This window comes from Chryseobacterium sp. P1-3 (assembly GCF_000738495.1).
Taxonomy (GTDB): domain Bacteria; phylum Bacteroidota; class Bacteroidia; order Flavobacteriales; family Weeksellaceae; genus Chryseobacterium; species Chryseobacterium gallinarum.
Genome location: NZ_JPEQ01000006.1, coordinates 54,872 through 81,367, shown reverse-complemented (window position 1 = coordinate 81,367; position 26,496 = coordinate 54,872). Strand labels below are relative to the sequence as shown.

The window sequence follows — 26,496 nt, the reverse complement described above, 5'->3', positions numbered from 1 at the left end:
TATCATTTTCCCAATGTTTAAAATGTTTTGATCTTTCATTGTGTATTTAAGTTTGGGTTAAAGTAAAAAAAACAGTAATTTCCGGACGGACCATAAACCTGAGCTGAAAAGAATGTCCGAGTGCCCGATTGATGTACAACCTCCTTCCATCTTCCAGATCAATTTCCCCTGAAACGTACCTTTTATTTTTTACAGGTAATACAGGAGTGATAATTCCGGGGACCCTGCATTGTCCACCATGCGTATGTCCACTCAAAATCCAGCCCTGATAGCCGTTCCAGATATTCCGGTCACAGGCATCCGGATTATGGCAGAGCACAATATTCGCTTTTGATAAATCATATTGATTCATAACTTTTGAGGGTCGAAAATTGGGAGACCACAGATCATCAAAACCTATAAAATTCAGGCCATGACTATGCTGCTGATCATTTCTCAATATTGTAATTCCATAATCCCTGAGAATCCTGCAAATATTTTCTGCACATCCGGTATCTTTCCAGTTTCTGCCGTAATCATGATTCCCCAGAATTCCAAAAGTTGCCAATGATCCCATAACTGCTTCTTTCATTACCTTTTTTAAGTCTTCCTGTTCCTGCGCTGTTCCATGGTTTACAAAATCACCTGTGTAGACTACAAAATCAGGGTTAAATCCTTTAGCTTCCCGGAAAGATTTAATCAAAAAATTCCAGTCGAAGCGGTCCCCAACATGCAGATCGGAAATCTGCATCAGTATTTTTCCTTCCAGCCACTGAGGCAGATTTTTAACGGGGAGTTTTCTTTGAACGAATTCTACCCAGAAAGGTTCTACCTGCCACGAGTATAATGCAGGAAAAGCCCCTGCTATTGAAAGATACGTAAGTCTTTTAATGAATTCTTTTCTCGTCATATTAAATAATAGTAAATCTGGTCTAACTTCCCGCAAACGGACTTCCGAAAACTCCTACTGCCAGCTCGAGCCAGATCAATGCAAGGGCGAGTAAAATTAAAATGCAGGCCAATGTCTTCCGGCTTTGTTTTTTGATTTTATTTCTGACCAGGTTGATCAGAAAGGCCGTTGTAAATAATAAGACTCCTGCAATCAGGAAATCTGATGCCGACCATCTCACTTCACTAGAAAACAGATTCCCCAGCAATGGTATGCACAGTAAAATCAATGGAACAATGTAAATTGCGAGTGTTTTTTGTTTTTGTGTCATCATATTATTTTATTTTTATTATAAAGTACTTTGTATTTCAAAGTTATTTTTTAAAAAAATATAGGGTTAACGTCCTAATAATTTTTCCAATGCATCAAGATGTGCTGTAAAAGCCTGTCTTCCAATTTGTGTTACACGGTAAGAGGTTTTAGGCTTCTTTCCTACAAATTCTTTCTTTACTTCAATATATCCTGCTTTTTCCAAAGCATTACTATGGCTGGCCAGATTTCCGTCAGTAATTTCGAGCAAATTTTTCATTTCTGAGAAATCAACCCAGTCATTCACCATAAGAACGGACATAATGCCCAGTCTCACACGGCTTTCAAATTCTTTGTTGAGTTGATTTATTTTTATCATAATGGGGTAATCAGTCGCTTATTCGGCAGCTACTTTAAAAAGTAAACAAAAGAGCTGCAAATTTAGCTTTTATTTATATTTCTTGTGCATAATAAGTCCATAAACAATATGCAGAACGCCAAAACCAACAGCCCAGAATACCAGTCCCCATCCCAAAAAAAATAAAGCAAGTAATCCCAGGATGATTTCACAATATCCTAAATATTTAACATCCGGCAGGGTATATCTTTCCGCACTCACCAGAGCCAGCCCGTAAAAAACCAAAGTTGCAGGTGCAATCCAGACAAAAAGATGACTTGACAGGAGTGCCAGACAAAAAATTCCTCCTGTCACTAAAGGTACTGCAAAGGTTATTAAAAGCCGTTTTGTAGTAGCATCCCATATTCTCAGGCCTTTCTTTTTACTTTTATGAGCTGTAAAAATATATCCGCTGAGAATGGCGACAACTAAAATCACAATCCCGATAAGTGCAAGTTCCTTTACTAAAGCCGGAGCAAAGAAATTTCTATTTCCTTCAAAGTAATTGATTCCTTCTCTCTCTAAAACAAGGTATACGTATACCGCTCCGATCAGCGCTGCCAAACCAGCAACAACGCCGGATAACCCGCTTAGCGAAATAAACCTGGAAGACCGTTCCATCATGGAACGGATATGGGATAAGTCTTCGTGATAGTTTTTTGTCTCCATAAAAAGAACTTTGAATTACAAAGTTAATATTTATTTTTAAAATGCAAAATATTTTTTTGAAATTTCCATTGCTTGTTTATTATTCTGTTGTGCTAAAAAAAGGACCCCGCCGAAGCAAGGTCCTACAATATATTAAAAAGTGTTGATTATTATAAAGGATTCTGAACAACTAATGGATTTGCATTGATTTCTGCTCTTGGAATCAGAAATTCCCAGCGGGGATCAGTATTAGCAACTGTCATCACGTTATTGGTAACTACTGAAGAATGGTTTGCTCCACTTCTGTCCAGCCCCAGATTTAACCTTTTCAGATCCAGGAATCTAAAGCCCTCTCCCCAAAACTCCAGTCTTCTGCTGTTAAGAATTTCAGTGATATAGGCTGCTCCTGTACTTGTAGCTCCCGGATAAGCAGTATTCCTGTTTTTTGCAAATTCATTAAAAACTATTTTTGAACCAGCCTCATCACCTAATCTGGCTAATGCTTCAGCCTCTATAAGATACATTTCTGCAGCTCTCATGTAAGGCACATCCACTCTGCTGTCCGCCTGGCTTGCAGCAAGAAATTTCTGACTTGTATAAGGAAACTTGGAATATGTTGAAGGCAATCCCAATGCCGTGTGTGCTCCTGAAGGATCAAAGTTTTTGGTTCTTATGTCCGTAGAAGGGAATGACAGAAATAGTTTACTGTTAATAGCCTTTGGAGCCTGTCGAATATTGGTTGAGTTAAAGTTTCGTGACATATAAGCTCCGAAGTTTGAAAATGTATCTCCTTGATCAGCAATAATCGTAGCTCCCCACATCCACTCATTATTTCCTGCAAGGCTATTAAAACCGGCTGTATATGTTGCATTGTCCATTAAAGGAAATCCTACTCTGGCAGATTTAGCAGCAGCTGCAGCTGCTGTATAATTCCCTTGTGTCAATGCAATTCTGGCTCTCAATCCAAGAACCACCTTATCATTAAAATGAGATTTCGTAGCTCTGGTTCCCGTAAGTCTGGCCGCTGCTTCATCAAGATCTTTATTGATCTGAGCATATACTTCTTCCACTGTATTTCTTGCCAGGGGGACTTCATTAGCTACCAGTCTGATGGGTACACCGAGCTGGGTATTAGCAGCGCCAGGTACATATCTTTTACCATAAATCTGAACCAGCATATAGTAACAAAAAGCTCTGAAAGCATAAGCTTCCCCAATAGCCATTTTTATTGTAGCAGCATCAGAAGCGTTTGGCGCAGGAACGGAAGGTCCATTAGCAATAACAAGATTGGCATTTCTGATAAGAGCGTAGTAAAACTGATAAGGGTAAAAATCATTGGATGCATTTTCATTTACCTGATCCTGCCATCTGACTGTAGAGACGTACCATCCATTTCCTGTAGATGGAAAGACCAGGTCATCAGCTAAAGCATCCATCATAATCATAATTCCACCCTGTCCATTTTGTCCTTGATTATCGTTTTGCCTGTAATACATATCTCTATGCATTCCATTAATAATGGCCATAAGATTTGAGGCACTTGAGTAAGCAGCCTCCTCTGAGGCAGCTGTAGTAGGATCCGTTTCAAGATAATCACTCTGACATGAAACCATTCCTGTAAAGACTGAAAGAACAACAGCCCATTTTATATATTGCTTTTTAACACTTTTCATAATTTATTTATTTAAAATGACACATTAAATCCTATAGTTACTACTCTCGCCGGAGTATACCTGTTTGATGCTGTACCGTTGAATGCCTGAGCTGGCTCCAACCCTTTTCTCGCCGTTTTACTCCATAGATTTTCACCGGAAACAAGGATTTTTAAGCCTGACACTCCAAGCTGAGATAAGGTTTCAGGACTAAAACTATAGCTTAAAGTGGCCTGTCTGAATGTAATAAAATCCGAACTCACCAACCATCTTGACGAATTACCAGCATTTGAACTGGTATACGTTGAGGAGTTCAATGCAGGAACATCAGTAACCTGTCCCGGAGTAGTCCATCGATCCAGAATATCTGTGCTTAAAGCTCCACCTTGTGAGTAACTGGACATTAATGCGGCATAGTTGGAATCATACGTTTTTCCACCTATCTGATAGGTAAACATTGCAGACAATGACCATTGTTTATAAGTAATTGATGTTCCAAAACTTCCAAACAAGTCAGGAATGGCTGTTCCTGAATAATCATACTTTGCTTTATTAAAATTGGTTGTTACTTTAGTACCGTTAATTGTTCTGATATCTGCAGCAGTGGTATTTGCATATGCATCAGCAGCCAGGAATAAAGGTGAGCCATCTGCAGGATCTACGCCATACCATTGTCTTAACCAATAGTCATATACAGAATGTCCTACAGAAATCTTTTTTGTACCATTGATGATTTCCGTTATTCCGTTGGAAAGTTCTGTAACCTGGTTTTTAAGAGTGGATGCATTGGCATTGATATTCCAGATAAAGTTCTGGTTTCTGATAATATCTGCATTAATACTGAATTCAAATCCACGGTTATACATGGTTCCCACATTTCTGCTGATCGTATTATCCGGAACTCCGGAAGAAACAGGAAGAGGAACAGGAAAAATCAAATCTTCCGTAACCCTGTTGTAATATTCTACAGAACCTGAAATCCGGTTATTCAAAAATCCGAAATCAATTCCAAAGTCTGTTTGTTTGTTCGCTTCCCAGGTAATGGTAGGATCCGCCAAGAATCCAAAAAGAATTCCAGGTTCCTGAGCGTTATTATACCCTAAAGTATAAGTACTTTTATACATATAATAGCTATCTGTCCTGTCATTTCCGACTTCCCCATAAGAAGCTCTAAGTTTTAATTCGCTTACAAGGTTGGAATCATTTAAGAAATCTTCTCCTTTTAATCTCCATCCAGCACCTAAAGACCAGAATGAATCCCATCTTACATCTTTATTGAATCTTGAAGAGCCGTCCCAACGAATAGAACCTGAAAGCAAATATTTCGATTTATAATCATAATTCAATCTTGAGAATACACCTTCTTTTCTGTAATTATCTGATCGGGAAGTAAGGGATGCAGGTGTTACGAAATTGATCAGCTCATCATTATCATCAACGATTTGTCCTTTTTTATATCCATATAGATATTCATAGGTAAACTTATAATTTTCATGTCCTAAAAGGAATTCAAAATTATGATTTCCAAATTTTCTTTTATAATTCAAAAGCTGGTTCCAGGTAAAAGTTTGCTCTGTAAAGCTATACTTTTCAGCCGAACCGCCTGGAGCTGCATCACCGATAATTTTATTTCCATAAGTGCTTCTTCTGTTATTTCTAATGTCATATCCTACATTGGTAGACAAGGTAAGATAAGGGTCCAATTTGATTTCAGCATATGCTCTGGAAATAATGTAATAATTTTTAGAAAGATCTTTATTCAGAAGGGTTTCCTGAATTACGTTTCTTCCGGCAGCAGCATCCGCCCCTCTGGCACTTCCTGCATCATAAATCACATTTCCTGCATTATCATAAAGTGTTGCAAACGTAACCGGGTCATGAGCATATGGGCTATAGATTGGCCCCATTGTTCTGGTCCATCGGTATGGATTGATATATGCCGTATTATTATCCACTCCCTCAACAGAGTTATTTCCATTAGAGGAAACCCCACTGATACTTGTTCCTAACTTTAGCCAGCTTTTAACCTGGGAATCTACCTTTAACCTGGCCGTAAATCTTTCAAAGTCAGACTTTATAAGATATCCCGTTTCGTTGGTATATCCCACTGAAGAAAAGTAAGTAGTCGTATTGCTTCCACCACTATAATTTAACTCGTAATTCTGTCTGAAACCTGTATTCATTAAAGGCTTTTGCCAGTCCAGATCTGTATATCTCAGCTTTGCATCCGGGTTTAGAACTCCGTTTACAACCAACTGATTATCCGGAACATTAAAGACATTAGTTTTCAGAACTCCGGGGATCAACTGTGCAGTTGCATATGCATTGGCATCGGCCACAGTAGTACCGGGAACCGAGGTCATTCTTCCATTTCTTATCGATTCCCAGATTAAAGGATAATACTGATGAACATTTACCCGATCATATTCAGGGATAGATCTACCCACAGCACCTGTACTCATACTGAAATTAAATGAATCCTTTCCTTTTCTTCCTGATTTTGTAGTGATTAAAACCACCCCATTGGCAGCTGCAGAACCGTATAAAGATGTTGACGCAGCATCTTTCAGGATATTGAAGGATGCAATATCATTCGGATTGATCGCTGCCAGGGAGCCTGTGTACACAGTACCATCTACTACATATAATGGCGACGTCGTAATACCATAAGATCCAATTCCCCGGATCTGAATACTTGGTGAACTTCCTGGTTGACCCGTTCCGGTACTTACCTTAACCCCGGCACTGGCACCATCCAATGCCTGCCCGATGCTTGTTATCGGACGGTCCGCAAATTGTTTTGCTTTAATTTCAGTATTCGATCCTACCATGGTTTCTTTTTTCTGGCTACCATAGGCTACCACAACAATTTCCTCAATCTTTGTGTCCTGAGGTATTGTGTCACGTTTTGTTTTTTGAGCTTCTACCAGATGCCCTCCTACAAAGAATAACACCGCTGTACTTGCAAATAATTTTATTCTCATATTTAACATATTTTAACATATCGAACGCAAATATATGCAATAATAATTATTACAAATGCAACAAAAACATTAATTTAATTAATTAAATACATTGTATTTAAAATTTAAATACATATTTTGATTTTAGTTAAAAAAAATAAACAAAAATTAAAAATACACACAGTGTTGAAAAACAAATACTCACATAAAATATGTTAAAATTTTAATCTTCTATCAAAAAAAACATATATTAAATAAAAAGATCCATATATTATATCAATTAATTTATAAAATCAAAATACAGATTATTAAAACTGATATAACATAAAAAAATCCGGAGAAACATAGTTTCTCCGGATCCTTTTTATCAAATCCATCCTATTCAGGACCTCGAATATATTAAATCATTTTGCTCTCAATCGTTCTTTAATAGCCTCTATATTCTTCTTTGCTGAATCTTCCAGGATAAGACTGGCGCTCATATGAATTCTTGCCGGCATCAGTTCATTAAAATGTTCTGTCCCTTCCCAGGATACTTTTTTTAATGAGGGCTAATGCATCGCTACTTCTGGAAGCTAATGTTTGTAAAAATTTTTTCTAGTTTTTCGTCCATTTCTTGAATATTTTCCGAAACAGAATGATAAATATTATGTTGTGCCGCCCAGTCTGCAGATCTGAAGTCAGCATCAATAGCCATAGCAGAAAACTGAGACTTTCCTATTTTTCTTTCTACATAAGGACCAATAACAAAAGGACCAATTCCTAAATTGATCTCAGTAAGAGCCAAAGAAGAATCTTTTGTTGCAAAACAATAGTCTGCTCCGCAAGCAATCCCAACTCCTCCTCCTGTAGTTTTTCCCTGAACTCTTACAACAACAATTTTTCCACAATTTTTCATAGCATTGAGTACTTTAGCAAAACCACCGAAAAATTGAGTAGAAACTTCTAATTCATCAATTGCCAAAAGCTCATCAAAGCTGGCACCGGCACAGAAGGCCTTTTCGCCTTCGCTTTTTATAAGGATTGCTTTCACCTCATCTTTACGTCCTTCTTCTAAAATAGTTTGTGCCAGTTTTTCCAGAATAGCTCCCGGAAGAGAATTACTTTTAGGAGTTCCGAATGTAATTTCGGCAATATTGTTTTTAATTTCTGATGCTACGAATTCGTTCATTTTTATTTTTATTGGATTCTTACAAAAATACTAAATACAGCTCTTCCAGAGAAACTTAAAGACTATAAATTCTGTTTAAATAGTTTCTTATAAAAGCTTGAAAATATACATTACGTAGAAATACGGACTCCCTAATTTGGTATTTTCTACTCTAGTTATGTTTTTCTATTCGTTGTTCCTTTGACTTACCCAATTAAATTTTATTTGGCGGAATCCGAAAAGCCATAAGAACAGAGTAGGAAAATTAAACTGAAAACTATTTATCATGGAAGAATACATTGGAATTATCAAATTATTTGCAGGGAATTTCGCACCCAGGGGATGGATGTTTTGTGACGGAAGTTTAATAAGTATTTCAAGAAATTCAGCTTTATTCTCTATTTTAGGAACCACTTATGGTGGAGATGGCATTACTACTTTTGCATTACCCAACTTAAAAGGGCGTATGGCCTTAGGGGCCGGAAATGTAAATGCCAATCAGTTTTATCCTTTGGGAGTGGTATCCGGTACTACGCAAAATACCCTTTTAGCTTCAAATCTTCCAAGCATCGGAAGTGGTTTTCAATTGAAAGTAGCTAATAAGAATGCCAACTCGTCCACACCTACAGCTACGTCATCTATTGCTATTTCAGGAACACAGGTAGGGAGAGATTTCAATGTGGTATCCAGCTTTGTAAACGATTCTAATCCTGACACCACCATTAATGCACAAAGTATCTCCTTTACAGGACAAAATTTACCAGTGAATAATATGCCTCCTTATTTGGGTTTAAATTATATCATCTGTGTTGAAGGTATTTACCCTCCAAGAGATTAATATTCATAATACCTAATATTTAAAAACAAGAAATCATGAAAAGCACTACTTTTTTAACAATTTGTAGTCTGCTCATTTCAATTCTCTCATTCGGGCAGACCAGTACAGAACAATTTGAAACGGAATCACACGGAAGTACAAGCTTCACCGATAATGGAGTGATTTTCAACATCATTTCACATGTCAGTGTTTTTGACATTCAGGGGAATTACCCGGGAACAGGCTGGAATGGAACAGCGAATGACAACAGATACATTGATAATTCCAACGACGCACAATTTCCACCCTCATTCAGTATTAAAACAACTTCAAATTTATTTAAGGTAAACAGATTCTGGATGTATCTTTCTGCCTTGAATCTGGACCTTAATGTAGCAGGAACTCTTACTGTCACCGGAAAGCTAAGTGGCATAACTAAATTTACCCAAACAAAAACCACAGGATTTGCAACAAGCTTAGGGACAACAAACGGATATACCCTCATAGATCTTACGAACTTAAACGGTCAAAATTACTCAAATATTGTGATTGACGAATTGCAGATCACTGCAAACGGGGCATTCCGGTATGTAGGTTTAGATGCCTTTAGCTGGGTAAAAGATAGTAATATCGTATTAAGTACTTCAGAAACTAAAAGCATTCAAAAAAAGTCTGATTGTTTACCCTAATCCAACCAACGGTCCTCTTTCTATTACGACAGAAAAAGCCAGCGAAGCTAAAATCTACAATGCAGAGGGCAAAGTATTGAAAACAGTACAAATTCAGAAAGGTAATAATGAAGTCAATATTTCAGAATTACCCGCAGGAATTTACTACATCAAAACCTCTGCAGAAACTACGAAAGTTATTAAGAACTAAGTTTACAGCTCATATTCATAACGTTCCCGATAAGATTCTAATGCACGAATGATAATCCCCTGATTCCTTCAGGGGGTTTATTTTTTTAGTGCTACAATGTATTTATCGATGTACAGTTGCTTCTCTTTTGATTTGTACTGTTGTATATAGCGAGGGTGTTCCAGAATTGTCATTTTATCGAATAATTCAGCTTCTTTATTCAGTCTTGAAATAAATTCCGCATTCTTTTTTCCCAGGACAAAAACTTCTGAAGTATCAAGATTCAGGCTTATATGCTTCTTTAATGAATCAATCATAAAATCTTTTACAGCTTCAAACAGAGCTTTGTCATCATAATAGTTGGCGTTAAGCCATCCGTTTTTTGTTTTTCTGACAATGGCCAATGGAAAAGGAGAGTTAATATAAATGTCTTTATAAAACAGATCAGGCCCGCCATATTCTGCGATCATATCATATACAAAAACGGAAGAAACTTCATGAGTATGCGCAGAATGCATTGGTATGCCGCAAACACTTTCCAGACGTTTGGTATCAGTGAAAGGGACTCCCGTAACTCCTGCTCCGTGGCGGCTGGGATTAATTCCCACTATAAATTTTCTTTTATTGGTATCATTATAATATTTATGATAAAACTTTTGCATTACCTCCATCGTTTCGGGATTATTCAAATAAGGATTGAGCACTTCAAACCCTTCAGGCAGTTCCCCTGAATAGATAAGATTTCTATTGAAATCAATGACTTTATCTGCAAAGTTTTTATTCATGGTAATTATTTTATCTTAGTCCTCAAAATCATCATCAGTAGTTAAGCCTTTAATAAATGTTTCAAAGTCTTTGGCAAGAAAAGTTTTTTTTATAATCATATTCCTGATCAACATGAACTACTTCCGGCTCACCATCTTTCCCGCATTTAGAATAATCCAGCAAGATCATATCGTGTCCTGCAGACGGACAATCACAAATATAAATTCCATCATCCGGATATCCCCACTTTTCAATCATAAACCGGCTCCCGAGTTCCCCACAAATAGAATACGTTTTTTGCCTTCCAATGCCCATAATTCCGGTAATAGCTACATGGTCATGAGCCCATGAAGTTCCCTCTGCGGTCGGGAAACAATTTTTTTCTACCAATCCTCCATTTTGAATCCTCATCAATTCAATATAAGAAGCAGGAAGTTTATAGCCTAACTCTTCCTCCACCGAGGTGATTATTTCATCATCTGGAAATTCTTCGATATAATCTCTTTGAGAATAAGTACTTTCATACCAAAAATCTGTAAAATCGAAGTCTTTGAAAAATTGTAATTCCATAATACTTTGTTTCATTAAAGAAGGGAGGTTTGGGGCTCAATACCCATGTTAAGGTTTTGAACCTTGACATGGGTATTGAGAATGTTAAAGGTAGTTTTTTTGGAAGAAAAAAAAGAATTCGTTCATCATATTTACAGCTTTATTTAGTAATTTATCCTTTCCTTAAGTTTCCAAACCATGTCAAGGTTTTGAACCTTGACATGGTTTATGGTTAATCAAAAAGTCCCTTTTAGCTTTACTGAAAGGGACTATAAATTTTATATTTTATTTTGGATTAAATCAACCCAAACTGTTCAAAGTGATGGGTGAAGTGTTTCTTATGCATCAGTTCCCACATTTCTTTATTCAGTTTTCCAAACACAAAGTTCATGTGTTCAGCTTCTGGATTTTCTTTGTAATAGATTACAAATCTTTTCAGGTTATCCAGGAATGATTGCTTTGCTGCTTCCAGGTTTTTATGGGCGGGTTCAGGAAGAGATCCATCTTGTGGCAAGAATGGAGCGGTAAAATCTTTTGGCATTTTTCTGTGGTTATATAAAGAGTCCTGCCATTTTTCAAGATGTTCTTCAGGAGTGAAACATTTTTCTGCTTCAGGTTCTCCCAAACTTACCAATAATGCCTGGTCAAGATGTTCAATCATTTGTTGTGGAGACATTTTTCCCCATAATGCAGGAGTGTTTTCTGTTAATCCATTCAATATTTTCTGAACATTTTTCACATTCAGATCAATAAAAGGAGATTGCTTGGCCACTAATGTTAAAATGGTAGCCACACAAACGATCTCATCTCTTTGATTAACAACTTCAACCAACCATTTTACAACTCCTGATGGAATGTTCCTTCCTTTTACCCCTCTGTTGATTTTTTCTTTTGCTGTTAAATAAACCGTGATTGTATCTCCTGCATATACAGGTTTGAAGAAACTACATTCTTCCAACCCATAATTGGCAATAACAGGTCCTTTTTTACCGGAAACAAATAATCCGGCGGCGGCAGAAAGGATGAAATATCCATGAGCTACTGTTTTATCAAAAATAGTTCCTGTTAAACTTGTAGCATCAGTATGAGCATAGAAATGATCCCATGAAACGTTGGAAAAATTGACAATATCAGCTTCGGTAACAGTTCTTCCTGCTGTTTCCAAAGAATCTCCTATTTCCACTTCTTCAAAATACTTCCGGAAAGGATGTTTGTCTGAGAATTTTTTCTCTGCACCAGGCTGGTAGATCTTAGTGATTGCTTTCAGTACATCCGGAGATCCCTGGATAGCTGTTTTTTGTAAGAAGAAGTGAAGTCCGTTCAGTCCTCCCATTTCTTCACCTCCTCCAGCTCTGCCGGGACCACCATGCATTAAGGTAGGAAGCGGAGAACCATGCCCCGTACTTTCTTTGGCACTATCTCTGTTTAGCACAAAAATTCTTCCGTGCTGGGATGCCATTTTCCATGATGTTTCTGCGATAAAGTTTTCGTCATGAGAAATAATAGATCCTACCAGGCTTCCTTTTCCTCTTTTTGCCAGGGCAGCAGCTTCTTCCGCATCTTTATATGGCATCAGGGTGGAAACCGGTCCGAAAGCTTCTACATCATGAGAGATATTTTTTTCAAAAGGCTTGTCATTCAGGAATAACTTCGGACTCATAAATGCACCTTTTTCATAATCTGCATCTATCAGTTCGTGTTTTCCGTCATATACAAGCTCTGTTTCAGCTTTTAATATGTTTACTTTTCTTACCACTTCTTCATATTGTTGTCTTCCGACCAAAGACCCCATTCTGGTTTCCCTGTTTAACGGATTTCCGATCTTAGTCTGATCTAACGCTTTGGACAAAGCGTTTTGAACATCACCAACCAGATGCTCAGGGACGATGATCCTTCTGATAGCTGTACACTTTTGCCCCGCTTTAGTGGTCATTTCATTACGGACTTCTTTGATAAACAAATCAAATTCCGGTGTTCCCGGTTTGGCATCCAGTCCCAGGATTGAGCAGTTTAAAGAGTCTGCTTCCATATTGAAACGAACTGCATTTCCGGCAATGGATGGAAGGGATTTTAATTTTCTTCCGGTGGCTGCCGAACCTGTAAACAACACAGAATCTCCATCCTGAACATATTCAAGAATATTTCCCGGCTCACCACACACCAGCTGAATGGCTCCTTCAGGTAAAATTCCGCTTTCTATCATATCCTGGAAAACGGCATTGGTGAGATAAGACCCGAATGGAGAAGGTTTTACAATGGATGGTACCCCTGCCAACAATGATGTGGATAGTTTCTCCAGCATTCCCCAAACCGGAAAGTTGTAGGCATTAATCTGTATGGAAACACCTTCACTTGGTGTTAAAATATGGGTTCCCAAAAAAGTTCCGTTGGCAGAAATTTTCTGCGTATCACCATCTACCCAAAACGGAGTATTGGGCAACATTCTTTTTGCCAGCCCAGAATAGGTAAAGAAGGTTCCGAAACCTCCTTCAATGTCTACCCAGGAATCTACATGGGTAGCCCCTGTTTTATATGACAATTCATAATATTTTTTCTTCCTTTCCAACAGGTAAAGTGCTACTTTTTTCAGCATTTCCCCACGGTCATAGAAAGTCATGGACGAGAGGTTTTTATAGCCTACCGTTCTTCCGTAGTCAAGAGCCTGTTCAAAATTAAGTCCTTCTGTATCCGAAACGGCTACCTGCTCTCCTGTAACAGCATTGTACAAAGGGATTCCGTTTCCGGTACCTTCTACCCATTGTCCGTAGATATAGTTTTTTAGTTTTTCCATAAAATATTTAATTTAGCAATGTATCAATCTAACAGTTTACCAATACTGAGATTCTTCGCTTTACTTCAGTTGACGGATAATTGTTACACTTAACATTGGTATATTGTTACACTTATTAATTATTTCGGTTCCTGATAGGGAAACATTTTCATCAGTCCCTCATACAAACTTCTGTGAAGAATGGTTGCATGATTATCTGTTTCCATCATTTTATATTCTACCGTCCAGTTTTTCTTTCCTGTTTTTATCAAAACATCATATAAAGCTTCCGCATCTTTGATCATTACCGGAGGTTCTCCTTTTCCAACAGAAACATAAACGAATTTTTTAGTATCCTGAGATTTGGACAGCAATTGCCCGGCCTGTTTCAGCAAGCTCTCATTATCCCACCATAAGCTTGGACTGATAATAAAATAATTATTGAACATTTCCGGTTTCTTCAAAAGAATCTCTGTTGCCAAAAGTCCTCCCAAAGACTGACCGAAAAGGTATTCATCTCCGGTTTTAAACTGGCTTGCAATATAAGGTTTTAACTCTTTTTCAAGGAAAGTAATAAATTTACCAGAATGTCCTGTTGTAGGATAATTTTTCTGTAAATCTTTTAAATCCGTATGAAAAGTAAAATCCCTTTTTCTGTCTACATTGGCAATGCCCACAACAATGGTTTCCGGCATGGAATACATTAGATTAAAGAACTGTACCAATCCTGTGATGTGAATAAAATCTTCATTCATACTTCCATCCAATAAATAGATCACCGGGTATGATTTTGTTTTATCAAATCCTTGAGGGAGATAAATATTTAATGTTCTTTCTTCATTTAAAGTTTTGGATCTGATAGTTCTTATTTCTCCGATGTTCAAAGACTTTACATTTCCGATCTGGGCAAAAACCATAGATTGAAATGCAAAGAGAATACTGCAGAAAATAATTAGTTTTTTAATCATACTTTTCTTAATTAATCGTCTTTTCAAAACCTCATAGGTTTTGGAAACCTATGAGGTTTGAATTGAACTCTATCCTATTGTTAGAAAATCATATTCAACATTTGATTTATGATATTCCACAAAATCGTTTATTGTATCAAAATAGGTCATCATTTGTTTTCTTTCAATTTTACTTTCTTTAGCCAAATTAATATAAGAATGATAAGATGAATATTTCCAGTCATTAATATCTTTAACAAATCCATGATTTACAGGATTATTGTGGATATAATGAAATAATTTAATCAAATACTTTTCATCGTCCACTCTTTTACGCTTTAAATAATCCAAAAAAAGAGAACCTTTTCTATTGTATTTCTTATTATATGCTTTTGCATAACCATTTAATAAATTACTAAATTGTTTCATTAAATATTTATGCTCATCCTCCGCCAATGTTTGGTTTGACTCTTTAAACCTTATTAACAGATGAAAATGATTCGGCATTAAACAATACGCATATATTTCAGCTACTGGAATGATGTATTTTAAAAGCTTACTTAAAAAATATTTATAATTTTCATTTTCCCGAAAAATTAAATCTTTTCCATTTGCATGAGTATAAATATGATATATATAGCCATATTCAAAGCTTTCTGTATTTGACATTTATTTTCTTCATTTGTGTGTTTTAATATTCAAACCTCATAGGTTTTAAAAACCTATGAGGTTTAGATGGAGATCTTTATTTCACATCATCCCAGATACTGTAATCCACAATTTTTGTAGGAATCTGCTGAATATATTCGGTAAATGGCTCACAAGGTAAAATGGCTTCTTTTCCTTCCCTTGCCAGTTCCTGATACAATTTTGTTCCTTCGGTTTTCCAATGAATCATTTCATCAGAAACATCACGGATAATTTTTGCAGGGCTTCCAACAATCAGTTTTCTGGGATCACATCTAAAGTTGGCAGGCACAAAAGCTAAAGCTCCGACAATACTTTCGTCACCAATATAGGCTTTATCCATTACCACTGCATTCATTCCGATTAAGCAGTTTTTTCCAATATGTCCGGAATGGATAATCGCTCCATGCCCGATATGAGCAGATTCTTCTAAAATCGTTTCTATATTGGGAAAAACATGGAGGGTACAATTTTCCTGAACGTTGGCTCCGTCTTTAATGATGATTTTCCCCCAATCCCCACGGATTACCGCGTTGGGGCCGATATATACTTCTTCACCAATTTCCACATTCCCGATAATCACCGCCTGCGGATGAATATAGGCAGAAGATTTGATAATGGGGCGAATTCCGTGGTATGAGTAGATGTTCATATTTTTTAATTTGAAAATCTGAGAATGGAATAATTTGAAAATGAATAATGCCGTTAAACATTTTCAGATTCTCAAATTACCTCATTTTCAAATTGATTATACTTTTTCAATGACCATTGCATATCCTTGTCCGACACCGATACACAGGGTACACAATGCATATTTTTTATCCTGTTTCTGAAGCTCCATCGCTGCAGAACCAATGATTCTTGCTCCGGAAACTCCCAGTGGGTGACCAATAGCAATGGCACCACCATTTGGATTTATTCTTGCATCATCGTCTTTTAAACCTAAGCTTCTTGTTACAGCCAAAGCTTGCGCAGCAAATGCTTCGTTTAATTCAATAATATCCATATCATCAAGAGAAAGGTTTAACCTTTTTAAAAGCTTTTGAGTGGCTTCTACCGGACCAATTCCCATAATCCTCGGCTCTACTCCTGCTACGGAAGAACCTAAAATTCTGGCTTTTGGTTTTAAACCATATTTCTTCACTGCTTCTTCACTTGCTAAAATCAAAGCAGCAGCCCCGTCATTCATTCCTGAAGCGTTCCCTGCAGTGACCGTACCTTCTTTTCTGAAAGCCGGACGAAGTTTTGATAAACCTTCCATAGATGAAGTTGGCTTGATAAATTCATCCTTTTCGAAAATAATAGGATCTCCTTTTCTTTGAGGAATTTCAACTTTTACAATTTCTTCCGCCAGCCTTCCGCTTTCCTGAGCCCTGGTAGCTTTCTGCTGAGACCAAAGGGCAAACTTATCCTGATCTTCCCTGTTGATCTGATGAATATCTGCTAAGTTTTCTGCGGTTTCACCCATTCCGTCAACACCATACATTTCTTTCATTTTTGGGTTAATAAAACGCCATCCGAAAGTGGTATCATACATCTGGCTGTCTCTTCCAAAAGCAACACTTGGTTTAGACATTACGTATGGAGACCGCGTCATATGTTCTACTCCTCCGGCAATATAAATTTCACCTTCTCCGGCAGCAATGGAGCGGAATGCGTTTGCTACTGCAGACATTCCTGATGCACAAAGCCTGTTTACCGTCTCGCCCCCTATTTTATAAGGGAGTCCTGCCAATAAAAGCCCCATTCTTGCTACGTTCCTGTTATCTTCACCGGCCTGATTAGCACAGCCAAAGATCACATCTTCAATTTCCTCAACAGGGATTTCAGGGTTTCTTGCTACCACTTCTTTGATAACAATAGCCGCCAAATCATCTGCCCTTACTTCTGATAATCCTCCCTGTAGTTTTGAAATGGGAGTTCTGACATAGTCTATGATGTATACGTTGTTCATAATTATTTTAGTGTAACAATTTAGCAATGTAACAGTGTAACAATACTAGATTATTTGTTTATATTTCGTAGTTCTAAAGCTTGTTTTAAAGTATAAGGCACGTACTTGAAGTCCTTTCCGAACATCCTTTTGGCACTTTCTTCAATAGTAGAATCGAAGCCTGCTTCTTTTCTTCTCTTATTAACATTTTTGGGATCTTTTACGGGCCATACAAAATTGACAAAAACTTGCTTTCCGTCCTGATCTTTTGTTATTTCACCTTTTCCCTGTGTTCCATAAATCTGTTCTTTATCTTTCTGCATCAGATATCGGTCTTCCATCATGGCAACCCATGTAAAAGGAATTTCTTTCTTTTTTCCAGCTTCCTTAATGAGAGGCAGATATTTTCCGATTTTCGTTGAATGCTGGATTACATACCAGGCAGCCTTATTCGTAGGTTCCCCTACAAGCGTTTTTCCGGGATAGCCATATTGGGCAATAATACTTTCAATTCTCTGCATGTTTAGACTATCATGTTCTGCAACCAATTGCCAACTTTTCTTTTTAAACTCCTCCTTATCAATATTGAGATCCTTCAACAGCTGTTCTTTTTTCTCCGGGGTTATTTCGGAGTCAAAAAGCATTCTGTATCCCTGGTCCACCTTCATGATGTCATCAAGATCTTTCTTCAATACTTCGTTTACTTTCTGCTGGGCATTTATCAGAAGGGTTGAAATCCCGAAAAGCAGTGCAACTATTTTTCTCATTCTTTTAGTCTGGCGCTTGGTTCTGGTTTTATAATTCGGTTACTTTTTTCCCGATTTTGTAAACTGTTCCGACAAATTTTGCAACCAGTTCATTATTTTGATTGGTTATTTTAATATCGTAAACTGCTGTTTTTCTCGTATCGTTCTCCAAAACACTTTCGGCTCTGAAAATATCTCCTTCTTTTCCTGCTTTGGTAAAATTGATGATACAGTTTAACGCCACTGCAGCATCTCCCGTATTATTGGATGAAAATGCCAATGCAGAATCTGCAAAAGCAAATGTAACACCGCCATGAACGGTTTTAAGCCCGTTCAGCATTTCTTTTTTAATAGGCATTTCTATTAAACAATAGTTTTCTTTTACCTCAATCATTTTAATATTCATCCATTGGGAAAAATAATCCTGATTGAACATATAATCTGCTATTTGTCTCGGATTCATTTCTGTTATATGTTTGTTATTTCTTCATACAGCTCATCAGATAACTTGTCATAAATGCTCATTGTTTTACCAAGGATTATCTGTTCATATGAAAATTTTTTTATCTGAATTTTCAGTGCTGTTATCAAAAGGAGCATATAAATCAATCCCACTTTCATCTGCTAATCTTTTGATCAGCTTTCTATATTTCTCATTAAACTGTCCTAACAGCTCAAGCCTTTCCTGACTTCTCATGGTGACAGCTTCCCGGATTAAATACTCTTTCTCAATTAAAAGTCTTACTTCTAATTCAGCTCTGAATTCATCTATATTCATTTTAATGTAACAATTTACCAGTTTACCAGTTTACCAATAAATGCTCTCGTAAACCCAGCATTGTTATATTGGTAAACCGATACATTGGTACATTTTATTATAATTTACGAAGCAAAGGACTTTGTCTGTATCTTTCTTCCTGATATTCTTCATAAAGGTTTTGGAGAGTCCCGGAGATTTTTGCATACCCGATTTCTTTTCCCCAGCTTAATAAGCCTTTCGGGTAGTTGACTCCTTTCTGCATCGCCAGTTCGATGTCTTCATCATTGGCAACTCCTAGTCTTTTGGCTTCAACGGCTTCGTTGATCAGCATTGATATAATTCTTAAAAAGATCTGCTCATATAATGCATCATCTTTCTGAGCAACCGGTTTTTCCGCTCCTTCACTGTAGTCGTAGAAACCTTTCCCTGTTTTTCTGCCATGAAGTTTTGCTTCAGACATTCTTTGTTGCAATAAGGAAGGTTTATATTTTGGGTCATAGAAGTAATCTTTATATACCGTAGTTGTTACGGCAAAATTGACATCTACCCCTATTAAATCCATTAATTCAAAAGGCCCCATTTTAAAGTTTCCTAATGTTTTCATCGCCTCATCCACCTGTTGGGGTGTTGCAATATTTTCTTCCACAATTCTTAATGCTTCACCATAGTAGGGACGGGCAATTCTATTGACGATGAATCCTGGAATATCTTTAGCAATGACAGGCATTTTCCCCCATTCTTTCATGAGGTTATACATTTTTTCTGCTAAAGTTTTTTCTGTTAATAAGGATGGAATAATTTCCACTAAAGGCATCAATGGAGCCGGGTTAAAGAAATGAATTCCGATGAAACGCTCCGGATTCTTTAATTCTGCCCCGAGGGAGGTGATAGAAATGGATGAAGTATTGGAACCGATAATACAGTCTTCAGAAACATAAGTTTCAAGTTCTGTAAAAACTTTGGTTTTAATATCTTTATTTTCAATAATTGCTTCAATGACTAAATCAGAGCCTTTTAAATCCTGCAATACTTCACCTTTAGCAATATTACTTCTGATTTCTGTTGCTTTTTCCTGGGATATTTTCCCTTTTTCAGCTAATTTTTGAAGGGTTTTCTCCAAGCCTGAAAGAGCTTTATCTATTTGCGGAGCATTAGCGTCGAATAAAAACGACCTTACATCCTGCTGTTGCAGCCACCTGGGCAATTCCTACGCCCATAGTTCCTGCCCCAATAATTCCAATATTCATAGTTAAAAAAGTAATGTAACAATGTATCAGTTTACCAATGTAACAATTTTATCAAAAATTGAATGTTGCCGGAGCATATTTATGGTAAATTGTTACATTGCTAAATTGTTATATTAATTTTATTTTCCTTTATAATTAGGTTTTCTTTTCTGTAAAAAGGCGTTTACGCCTTCTATGAAGTCTTCTGTTTCTGCAGCTTCCTGTTGAAGATCGCCTTCTAATTCCAACTGTTCCTTAAGGGTATTGGTATAAGAATTTGCAAAAGCTTTTTTCGTTAATTTAATAGCAGCTGTCGGCATATTAGCCATTTTTTCAAGAATCTCCATTGATTTCGGGCCGAATTCTTCTTCATTGAAAACTTCCGCCACAAGACCGTAGGATTTAGATTCTTCTGCTGATAATTTTTTTCCTGTAAATGCTAAATAGTTGGCCAATTGCCTTCCCAAAAGTTTCGGTAAAAAATAAGTACCTCCTGTATCAGGAATCAGTCCGATATTTGAAAATGCCTGGGAAAAGTATGCTTTATTATTTGCCAATACAAAGTCACAAATCAAGGCTAACATTGCACCTGCTCCTACTGCAGGACCATTCACTAAAGCAACAACCGGTTTTTTACAACGGGTAATTTCTGTTACCAATGGATTGTAATAATCTACTACAATTTTCCTGATAATATCATGATCATGGTGTTCTTTTCCTACCACGAATGCTTCATCCAGGTTCTGCCCTGAACAGAAGGCCCTTCCTCTTCCGGAGATGGCAACGCACCTTACCGTTTCATCATCACTGCATTCTTTGATAAAATCTTTCAAATCCGACAGGGCCGGTTTTGTAAGGGCATTCATCGTTTCCGGTTGATTAAGATATGCGATTTTAAGCTTCCCGTCAAAATGCGATTCAATATCCAGTTGTGTATACATAGTTTTTATATTTATATTTAACAATGCACTAATTTAACAATATAAATCAATGTAACCGCCTAACAATTTAACAATCTAACCATAACATCGTTATGTTTTGCATAGTCCGTAAACTTTATGAATAAACAGGCACTTGATTTATTGTTACCTTTATTTTAGTGACATTTAAAATAATCAAAAGGTTCCAGACAGTCCAAGCATTGATAAGAGGCCTTACACAGGGTAGACCCAAATCTGCTGATCTGTTTGGTGTGCTCAGAACCACAACGCGGACATTTTTTTCGGTTTCCCGATATGGTGTTCATCGGCCCCTTTTTCAGGTCGGCGTAATTCCGTAAGCCCTGAGTTTTTCTCTTGCTTCGTCTGTTAACCAGTCTGTTGTCCATATCGGAAACATTTTGGTCACTACTTTAGCCTCCCAGCCATTTTCTTTCATGATCTTCATGATATCTTCCTCAATGGTAAACATGGCAGGACAGGCGGAATAGGTAGGAGTAATCGTCACTTCGCAGGAGTTTTCACCTGTGATTTGCGCTCCTCTTACAATCCCCAACTCTACAATGTTAATCACCGGAATTTCCGGATCAGGAACTAATTTTAATATTTCTAAAGGATCTTTCAATCTTTATTTCTAATTTTTTAAACGCAAGGTGCGTTATGATTTTTTTGAAAGCTAAATGTTTCTAAGTTTACAAAAGTGCTTCACCTAACGAAGCTTACAAAACTGCTGATCAACATCTCAACTTTAAGGCTGTTATATTGATAACTTACATTGCTATGGACTACCAGGTACATCCAGGGTACGCTCTCTGCATATACTGAAGCTCACAAAGAATATATCCGAAATATTCTGTATGATATCCTGTTCTTGATTTTGGCTGCATGAACGGATTTTCAGGATATTCTAAACCGAAGTCTGCAAAATCTTTCTTTGTAATAGCAAGGAATTCTTCATAAAGAGCATCTGCATTTGGAGCAATATTCAAAGCTACCAGATTATCCTCACCTTCTGTTTTAGCAAAAAGTCCTTTCGTATATTCCCAGATGTTCTCAACAGCTTTTACCAAGCGTGACTTGCTTTCTTCTGTCCCCTGGGCAAAGATTTTCATCCATGACGCAGCATGGGTGTAGTGATACCTTACTTCCTTTAATGATTTTTGAGCAATAGCAGACAATTCTTCATTTGCAGAATTTGATAATGCTTCATACATCAGTTTCTGATACACAGAGAAAACATAAACCTTAAGAATCGTCTGAGCATAATCTTCATTTGGAAGCTCTGTCCAGTGTGCATTTACATATTCGTGTTCATATCTTAAGAAGGCAATATCATCTTCACTTTTACCATTATCAATAACTCTTGAAGCATACACATAAAAGTTATTCGCTTGTCCAAGCTCATCCAAAGCGATGTTTGTTAATGCAATATCTTCCTCCAAATAAGGACCTTCACCACACCACGCAGACAAACGCTGTCCCATAATGAAACTGTCGTCTGCTAGTTTTAATAAATAATTATATAATGGGTTCATTGTTTTTAGCTTCTAGCTTCTGGCATCTGGCTTCTGGCAATTAAAAGGCAAATTGCGAGCAGCTGATAGCCATGAGTTGTTTTACATATTTTTTACATCGTTTGGAATCTCGTAGAAAGTTGGATGACGGTATAGTTTGTCATCAGCCGGATCAAAGAAAGCTTCTTTATCCACTCCTTCTGAAGTCACGATATACTTACTTGGAACTACCCAAACAGAAGTTCCTTCTTTTCTTCTTGTATACACGTCTCTGGCGTTCTGTAAAGCCATTTCTGCTGTTGGCGCCTGTACAATTCCAACATGTTTGTGAGATAATCCCGGTTTAGTCTGAATAAACACTTCCCACATATCTAAATTTGCCATATCTAATTAATTTAACAATGCATCAATGTACCAGTTTATCAATGAGATGCTCAGCATAACAATTGATTGTTACATTTTTACATCGGTATATTGTTATATTACTTCTTTTTGTTGTTTTTTTGCAAAAGCAATCGCTGCTTCTTTTACCCAGGAATTTTCTCTTTGCGCTTTTCGTTTAGTTTCGATACGTTTTTTATTACAAGGTCCGTTTCCTTTTAGGATTTCCATAAATTCATCCCATGGAAGTTCCCCGAAATCATAATGCTGTCTTTCTTCATTCCATTTCAGATCTTTATCCGGAATAGTCAGCCCTAAGAATTCAGCCTGAGGTACAGTAACATCAATGAATCGCTGACGAAGGCTATCGTTACTTTCTCTTTTTACCCTGTAGTTCATAGAAATTTTAGAATTTGGAGAACTGTCGTCATTAGGTCCGAACATCATTAAGGCCGGCCACCAGAAACGGTTTAATGCTGCCTGGGCCATTTCTTTCTGTTGCTTGGTTCCACGGCAAAGGGCCATCAGGATTTCATATCCTTGTCTCTGGTGGAATGATTCTTCTTTACAGATTTTTACCATTGCTCTTGAATAAGGGCCATAAGAATTCCCCATCAGCATTACCTGATTCATAATTGCTGCTCCGTCAACCAACCAACCGATGGCGCCGATATCAGCCCAGCTTAAAGTAGGATAATTGAAGATACTTGAATATTTTGCTTTTCCTTCCAGCATATCATCGTAAGTAGCATCTCTGTCTGCTCTGATGCTTCCGTCTCCTAATGTTTCAGTAGCAGAATAAAGGTATAAGCCATGTCCTGCCTCATCCTGAACTTTAGCCAAAAGTGCCATTTTTCTTCTCAATGAGGGTGCCCTGGAGATCCAGTTGGCTTCCGGCAGCATTCCTACAATTTCAGAATGGGCATGCTGTGAAATCTGGCGAACCAATAGTTTTCTGTAATCATCTGGCATTACATCTTTCGGCTCTACTTTATTTTCTTCGTGAACGTATTGAACAAATTTTTCTAAGTCCATAATCTTTCAATTTTACAATGTATCAGTCTAGCAATGTACCAATGATTATTACACTGGTAAATTGTTACATTGTTACATTATTACATTAATTTTTTAAACATCATAATTAAGCATCACCACATTCGTTGTCGGGTGACATTGACAGGTAAGAACATAGCCTCTGGCTACTTCATCTTCGGTAAGCGCATAGTTTTTCTCCATAAATACTTCCCCTTCCAAAACCTGTGCTTTACACGTACAGCAAACGCCTCCTTTACATGCGAAAGGAACCGGAAGCTGGTCTTTCAATGCTTTATCTAAGATACTCTCTTTTTTAGAATTAAGGTGGAATGAATATTCATCATCATCAATGATTACTGTTACCATACTTTCGATATTGGCAATCGCTTTGAATTCGTCACTCATTTCTTCCGTATTTTCCTCATCAGGAGCCGTGAAATATTCAAATAAAACCTGAATAGCAGGAACTTTTTTATCTTTTTTCAGATAATCTGCAATTCCTTTAATCATTTCTGCCGGCCCACAGATAAAATAAGTAGCTTCTCTGACATCAATATCGGAATATCTTTCAAACAGCTGATCCAGTTTTTCAGGAGAGATTCTCCCTTCAAAAACCGGGTCTTCATGTTTTTCACGGCTTACCAGGTATACAACTTTAAGCCTTCCGTTAAACTGCTCTACCAGTTTATCAATTTCAGCTTTTCTTAAAACATGGTTCATACTTCTGTTGCTGTAAAACAGATAAGCATTACTGTTAGGCTCCTGATAAAGGCTTTCTTTAATGTTTGACAATACCGGAGTAATACCGCTTCCTGCTGCCAGCCCCACATAGGTTTTTACGTTGGTAGGATGATAAGAGGTATTGAAACCACCCATCGGAGGCATTACTTCCAGCATCTCATCCATATGAAGATGCTCATTAAAATATCCTGATACCTTTCCTCCTTCCAGTAACTTTACCAGCACTTCCAGGGTATTGCTTTTTTCACTTGGAGCATTACAGATTGAGTATGACCGTCTTTCTTCATTACCGTTGATCATCATCCGGAAATTGAGGTACTGCCCCTGTTTGAACCTGAACTTATCTTTCAGCTCTTCAGGAATTTCTACCGCTACGTTTACTGCATCCGGAGTATCTTTCTGAACTTTAACTGTTTTAAGTTTATAAAATGAATTCATTATTTTTTTAGTATTCTATTAATTTTCCCACCTTCACACTTGGGTAAACTGTCCTGTGTATGAATATTTACTTTTGTGGTGATTCCTACCCGTTTTTTTATTTCGTTTTCTATTGTTTTTCCAAAGCTTCCTACAAAATTAAAATAATCATCGGTATTGACTTTTAATTTTTGGTCTTTTACAAAATCATCATCAACTTCCACATCGATATCCAATGCCACACACATATGTTCCTTTTCAACAGGAGTCAGATAATAATTAGGAACTACTCCCTTTACATGGGAAAAAGCTTCTTCTATCTGGCTCGGATAGACATTTACTCCTCTTACAATCAGCATGTCATCTGCCCGTCCAATGACAGGCTTCATTTTCACCATAGTTCTTTTGCCTTTTTCGTCATAGTAAAGGCTTGTAATATCGTTTGTCCAATATCGCAAAAGCGGCATTGCTTTTTTCGTCAGCGTTGTTATTACCAATACCCCTTCTTCTCCGAAAGGCACCGGTTTTTTGGTTACCGGATTTAAGATTTCAGGATAAAAATGATCTTCCCAGATATAAGCTCCTCCTTTTTCTTCAAAATCTTCCATTGAAACTCCTGGTCCTATAATTTCACTTAAGCCGTAAATATTTGTTGCATGAACTCCCAGCCTTTCTTCAATATGGCTTCTGATGATCTCCGTCCAGGGCTCTGATCCCAGCACAGCATATTTCAGACTGATATCGCCTGCCGAAATTCCTCTCCTGGCAAATTCATCCGCAATAGTAAGTGCATAAGAAGGCGAACAACAGATAACTTCAGGTTTAAAATCTATGATCAAATCCACCTGCCTTGCCGTCATGCCTCCTGAAATAGGAAGAACACTCATCCCCAGTTTCTCTGCTCCGTAGTGTAAACCCAACCCTCCTGTGAAAATGCCGTAACCGTAGGCATTGTGCAATTGCATCCCCGGCCTGGCTCCTGCAGCATGTAAAGACCTTGCCACGACTTCGCTGAAAAGCTCCACATCTTCTTTTGTATATCCTACTACCGTTGGCTTTCCTGTTGTCCCACTTGAGCAATGAATTCTCTGAAGTTCACTTTTAGGAACCGTAAATAGACCGAACGGGTAATTTTCCCTCAAATCCTGTTTGTAAGTAATCGGAAGTTTCGTGATATCTTCAATCGACCTTATATCTTGCGGAGATATTCCTGATTCATTAAATTTTCTTTTATAAAACTCCGACGCTTCCCCCAAATAACCGATCAAACTGATCAGCCGGTCGGTTTGAAGCTGTCTCAACTGATCCAGCTTCAGATATTCAACTGAAAAATCCATAAAACTAACTAACATTTGTTAGGTGTAAATTTAAAAAGATTTTGGAAGCTGGCAAAATTTTTATGACTTTCGTCATATTTTGACTGAT

Annotated in this window: 25 protein-coding genes and 3 pseudogenes; 3 read left to right on the top strand and 25 right to left on the bottom strand. The window is 37.3% G+C overall.

Annotated elements, in window-relative coordinates; all coding sequences use genetic code 11:
* Positions 1-46: 46 nt before the first annotated feature.
* The 7 genes and pseudogenes from HX13_RS08460 to HX13_RS08430 form a co-directional block, all read right to left on the bottom strand.
* Positions 47-889: a metallophosphoesterase gene (locus tag HX13_RS08460; protein ID WP_050020729.1), complete on the bottom strand. Its 843-nt coding sequence runs from the start codon at positions 887-889 to the stop codon at positions 47-49.
* A 22-nt stretch (positions 890-911) separates the two neighbouring features.
* Positions 912-1,202, bottom strand: a complete 291-nt coding sequence (locus HX13_RS08455) for a hypothetical protein (protein ID WP_050020728.1) — start codon at positions 1,200-1,202, stop codon at positions 912-914.
* A 63-nt stretch (positions 1,203-1,265) separates the two neighbouring features.
* Complete coding sequence (locus HX13_RS08450; protein ID WP_050020727.1) at positions 1,266-1,556, bottom strand: winged helix-turn-helix domain-containing protein; 291 nt, start codon at positions 1,554-1,556, stop codon at positions 1,266-1,268.
* A gap of 69 nt (positions 1,557-1,625) precedes the next feature.
* A complete protein-coding gene (locus tag HX13_RS08445; RefSeq protein ID WP_050020726.1) occupies positions 1,626-2,243 on the bottom strand; it encodes a hypothetical protein in 618 nt (205 codons plus the stop codon).
* 149 nt (positions 2,244-2,392) lie between these two features.
* Positions 2,393-3,895 (bottom strand): RagB/SusD family nutrient uptake outer membrane protein, encoded by a 1,503-nt coding sequence (locus tag HX13_RS08440; RefSeq protein WP_050020725.1) that lies wholly within the window; start codon positions 3,893-3,895, stop codon positions 2,393-2,395.
* Between the two features lie 11 nt (positions 3,896-3,906).
* Positions 3,907-6,858 (bottom strand): SusC/RagA family TonB-linked outer membrane protein, encoded by a 2,952-nt coding sequence (locus HX13_RS08435; RefSeq protein ID WP_128572280.1) that lies wholly within the window; start codon positions 6,856-6,858, stop codon positions 3,907-3,909.
* 383 nt (positions 6,859-7,241) lie between these two features.
* Positions 7,242-8,008: pseudogene (locus tag HX13_RS08430) on the bottom strand (enoyl-CoA hydratase/isomerase family protein).
* A 265-nt stretch (positions 8,009-8,273) separates the two neighbouring features.
* Here HX13_RS08430 and HX13_RS08425 point away from each other — a divergent pair.
* The 3 genes from HX13_RS08425 to HX13_RS23845 are packed head-to-tail and all read left to right on the top strand — an operon-like array spanning position 8,274 to position 9,683.
* Entirely contained in the window at positions 8,274-8,825 is a 552-nt protein-coding gene (locus tag HX13_RS08425) for a phage tail protein (protein ID WP_050020723.1), read from the top strand.
* Between the two features lie 35 nt (positions 8,826-8,860).
* The gene (locus tag HX13_RS08420; RefSeq protein ID WP_238555177.1) at positions 8,861-9,493 is read left to right on the top strand and encodes a T9SS C-terminal target domain-containing protein; all 633 of its coding nucleotides are present in this window, start codon (positions 8,861-8,863) and stop codon (positions 9,491-9,493) included.
* Positions 9,477-9,683, top strand: coding sequence for a T9SS type A sorting domain-containing protein (locus tag HX13_RS23845; protein ID WP_316931276.1), 207 nt, complete (start codon positions 9,477-9,479; stop codon positions 9,681-9,683). Before HX13_RS08420 ends, HX13_RS23845 begins: the two co-directional genes overlap by 17 nt.
* Before the next feature lie 77 nt (positions 9,684-9,760).
* Here HX13_RS23845 and HX13_RS08415 read toward each other — a convergent pair whose 3' ends face one another.
* The 18 genes and pseudogenes from HX13_RS08415 to HX13_RS08325 all read right to left on the bottom strand — a co-directional run bounded on the left by HX13_RS08415 (position 9,761) and on the right by HX13_RS08325 (position 26,408).
* Positions 9,761-10,447 carry an SMUG2 DNA glycosylase family protein gene (locus HX13_RS08415; RefSeq protein ID WP_050020722.1) on the bottom strand — a complete coding sequence of 229 codons (687 nt, stop codon included), beginning with the start codon at positions 10,445-10,447 and terminating at the stop codon, positions 9,761-9,763.
* 61 nt (positions 10,448-10,508) lie between these two features.
* Entirely contained in the window at positions 10,509-10,997 is a 489-nt protein-coding gene (locus HX13_RS08410) for an SMI1/KNR4 family protein (RefSeq protein WP_202962913.1), read from the bottom strand.
* Between the two features lie 274 nt (positions 10,998-11,271).
* Complete coding sequence (gene paaZ, locus HX13_RS08400) at positions 11,272-13,767, bottom strand: phenylacetic acid degradation bifunctional protein PaaZ (RefSeq protein WP_050020720.1); 2,496 nt, start codon at positions 13,765-13,767, stop codon at positions 11,272-11,274.
* A gap of 119 nt (positions 13,768-13,886) precedes the next feature.
* Entirely contained in the window at positions 13,887-14,714 is an 828-nt protein-coding gene (locus tag HX13_RS08395; RefSeq protein WP_050020719.1) for an alpha/beta hydrolase, read from the bottom strand.
* 69 nt (positions 14,715-14,783) lie between these two features.
* A complete protein-coding gene (locus HX13_RS08390) occupies positions 14,784-15,362 on the bottom strand; it encodes a transposase (protein ID WP_050020718.1) in 579 nt (192 codons plus the stop codon).
* A gap of 76 nt (positions 15,363-15,438) precedes the next feature.
* Positions 15,439-16,032 carry a transferase hexapeptide repeat family protein gene (locus tag HX13_RS08385; RefSeq protein ID WP_050020717.1) on the bottom strand — a complete coding sequence of 198 codons (594 nt, stop codon included), beginning with the start codon at positions 16,030-16,032 and terminating at the stop codon, positions 15,439-15,441.
* 96 nt (positions 16,033-16,128) lie between these two features.
* Positions 16,129-17,334, bottom strand: coding sequence for a 3-oxoadipyl-CoA thiolase (pcaF, locus tag HX13_RS08380; protein WP_050020716.1), 1,206 nt, complete (start codon positions 17,332-17,334; stop codon positions 16,129-16,131).
* A gap of 50 nt (positions 17,335-17,384) precedes the next feature.
* A complete protein-coding gene (locus tag HX13_RS08375; RefSeq protein WP_050020715.1) occupies positions 17,385-18,080 on the bottom strand; it encodes a DUF6624 domain-containing protein in 696 nt (231 codons plus the stop codon).
* Positions 18,081-18,108: 28 nt separating this feature from the next.
* Positions 18,109-18,522 carry a PaaI family thioesterase gene (locus HX13_RS08370; protein ID WP_050020714.1) on the bottom strand — a complete coding sequence of 138 codons (414 nt, stop codon included), beginning with the start codon at positions 18,520-18,522 and terminating at the stop codon, positions 18,109-18,111.
* An 84-nt stretch (positions 18,523-18,606) separates the two neighbouring features.
* Positions 18,607-18,837 (bottom strand): hypothetical protein, encoded by a 231-nt coding sequence (locus HX13_RS08365; RefSeq protein ID WP_050020713.1) that lies wholly within the window; start codon positions 18,835-18,837, stop codon positions 18,607-18,609.
* A gap of 97 nt (positions 18,838-18,934) precedes the next feature.
* Positions 18,935-20,066: pseudogene (locus tag HX13_RS08360) on the bottom strand (3-hydroxyacyl-CoA dehydrogenase NAD-binding domain-containing protein).
* 119 nt (positions 20,067-20,185) lie between these two features.
* The gene (locus tag HX13_RS08355) at positions 20,186-20,986 is read right to left on the bottom strand and encodes an enoyl-CoA hydratase/isomerase family protein (RefSeq protein ID WP_050020712.1); all 801 of its coding nucleotides are present in this window, start codon (positions 20,984-20,986) and stop codon (positions 20,186-20,188) included.
* A 155-nt stretch (positions 20,987-21,141) separates the two neighbouring features.
* Positions 21,142-21,608 (bottom strand): annotated as a pseudogene (gene paaD, locus HX13_RS08350) (1,2-phenylacetyl-CoA epoxidase subunit PaaD).
* A 160-nt stretch (positions 21,609-21,768) separates the two neighbouring features.
* Positions 21,769-22,518 (bottom strand): 1,2-phenylacetyl-CoA epoxidase subunit PaaC, encoded by a 750-nt coding sequence (paaC, locus tag HX13_RS08345; RefSeq protein ID WP_050020711.1) that lies wholly within the window; start codon positions 22,516-22,518, stop codon positions 21,769-21,771.
* Between the two features lie 81 nt (positions 22,519-22,599).
* The gene (gene paaB, locus HX13_RS08340; protein ID WP_002981782.1) at positions 22,600-22,881 is read right to left on the bottom strand and encodes a 1,2-phenylacetyl-CoA epoxidase subunit PaaB; all 282 of its coding nucleotides are present in this window, start codon (positions 22,879-22,881) and stop codon (positions 22,600-22,602) included.
* 93 nt (positions 22,882-22,974) lie between these two features.
* Positions 22,975-23,913, bottom strand: coding sequence for a 1,2-phenylacetyl-CoA epoxidase subunit PaaA (gene paaA, locus HX13_RS08335; protein ID WP_050020710.1), 939 nt, complete (start codon positions 23,911-23,913; stop codon positions 22,975-22,977).
* Between the two features lie 93 nt (positions 23,914-24,006).
* On the bottom strand, positions 24,007-25,092 hold the full coding sequence (locus HX13_RS08330) for a 2Fe-2S iron-sulfur cluster-binding protein (protein ID WP_050020709.1): 1,086 nt from the start codon (positions 25,090-25,092) through the stop codon (positions 24,007-24,009).
* Positions 25,092-26,408: a phenylacetate--CoA ligase family protein gene (locus HX13_RS08325; protein ID WP_050020708.1), complete on the bottom strand. Its 1,317-nt coding sequence runs from the start codon at positions 26,406-26,408 to the stop codon at positions 25,092-25,094. The genes HX13_RS08330 and HX13_RS08325 overlap by 1 nt, the downstream gene beginning before the upstream one ends.
* Positions 26,409-26,496 lie beyond the last annotated feature (88 nt).